The organism is Bradyrhizobium sp. 87 (genome assembly GCF_023073015.1).
Taxonomy (GTDB): Bacteria; Pseudomonadota; Alphaproteobacteria; order Rhizobiales; family Xanthobacteraceae; genus Bradyrhizobium; species Bradyrhizobium canariense_D.
On the sequence record NZ_JADPIQ010000060.1, the window covers coordinates 1 to 1,435 of the forward strand.

Annotated in this window: 1 protein-coding gene; it reads left to right on the forward strand. The window is 59.2% G+C overall.

Annotated elements, in window-relative coordinates; genetic code table 11:
* Window positions 1-45 precede the first annotated feature (45 nt).
* Window positions 46-1,266, forward strand: a complete 1,221-nt coding sequence (locus tag IVB50_RS15035) for an IS701 family transposase (RefSeq protein WP_247285483.1) — start codon at window positions 46-48, stop codon at window positions 1,264-1,266.
* Window positions 1,267-1,435 lie beyond the last annotated feature (169 nt).

Here is a 1,435-nt window from a genome sequence, read left to right on the forward strand (position 1 = left end):
CATTACAGTTGCTTTTGTTGCGGGCTTCTGAATCCATGGGCAACCATGATTCGAATGTCGTGGGCGCGGGCCGCGTCGGTTGAGGCGACGCTTGCGTTGTGGGCGGCGTCGCTTCGAGAGATCAAGCAACGGATACGTCCGTTGTTCACGCAAGAGCGTGTTGCGACGAATGCAGGTCTGTTCCTGGAAGGTCTGCTCGGAGATGAGCAGCGCAAGACCGGTTGGATGCGCGCGGAGGCGGCTGGCGATCCCGGCCCATGGCGGCAGCAGGCGATTCTGGGTCGTGGAGACTGGGACGCTGATGCCCTGCGCGATATCGTGCACGACTATGTCATCGAGCATTTGGCGGATGACGATGCGGTGCTCGTGATCGACGAGACCGGTTTTCTCAAACAGGGCAAAGCGTCATGCGGAGTGGCGCGGCAATACACTGGTTCGGCAGGAAAGATCACGAACTGCCAGATCGGCGTCTTCGCTGCCTACGTTTCGCGTCATGGCCATGCGTTCATCGATCGCGCGTTGTATCTTCCGAAGGAATGGACCGACGATCCAGATCGTCTGGAAGCCACATATGTGCCTGCCGATGTCGGCTTTGCGACCAAACCAAAGCTTGCGACGAGAATGATCGCACGCGCGATAGCCGGGTCTGTACCATTCAAGTGGGTTGCCGGTGATACCGTCTACGGTGTTGGCAACATCGAACAGCAACTACGTCGGGCAGGCAAAGGCTACGTGCTTGGGGTCAGCAGCGCTCATGTGTTTCGATCCTGGGGCAAGCGACCGCCGGTCGCCGGTACGGCTGCAGACCTCGCCCGGACGCGGCGCTCATCCGACTGGAAGCGCCTGTCGGCGGGAGCCGGAACCAAAGGACCGCGGCTGCACGATTGGTGTTATCTCGAATTGGCGGATCTCGAGGCCGAGCAGTCCAACAGTGCAAATGACGGTTTGTGGACACGCGGTCTACTGATCCGTCGTCGCATTGCCGATGATGACCTCGCCTTCTTCACCACCTGGTGCCCAGCGGGAACAGCCATTGAAACGCTGGTCGCGGTCGAAGGCCATCGATGGGCGATCGAGGACAGCTTTGAAACGGCGAAAAACGAGTTCGGGCTCGATCACAACGAGAGCAGATCCTGGCATGGCTGGCACCGTCATGTGTCCTTGGTGATGCTCGCCTTCGCCATGATGGCCGCGATCCGACATCGCGCTAATCCGCCACCGCCCAAAAAAACGAAACGGCGCCCCCCGGCAAAAGCCAAAACATAACCACCCCACCACTGATCCGTTGGTCAATCCAGGAAATCCGCCGCATTGCTATCAGACTTGCGCGGAAGCGGATTCAACCCGCACACATCATCGCATGGTCCTTCTGGCGCAGAGCTCACCAGGCTGCCGCTCAACGCGCCCACTTCAAATCAAAAAAGCAACTGTAATG

Excerpts from the sequence above, each read along its gene's own strand:
- IVB50_RS15035 (WP_247285483.1), top strand. The coding sequence starts at position 46 with ATGATTCGAATGTCGTGGGCGCGGGCCGCGTCGGTTGAGGCGACGCTT.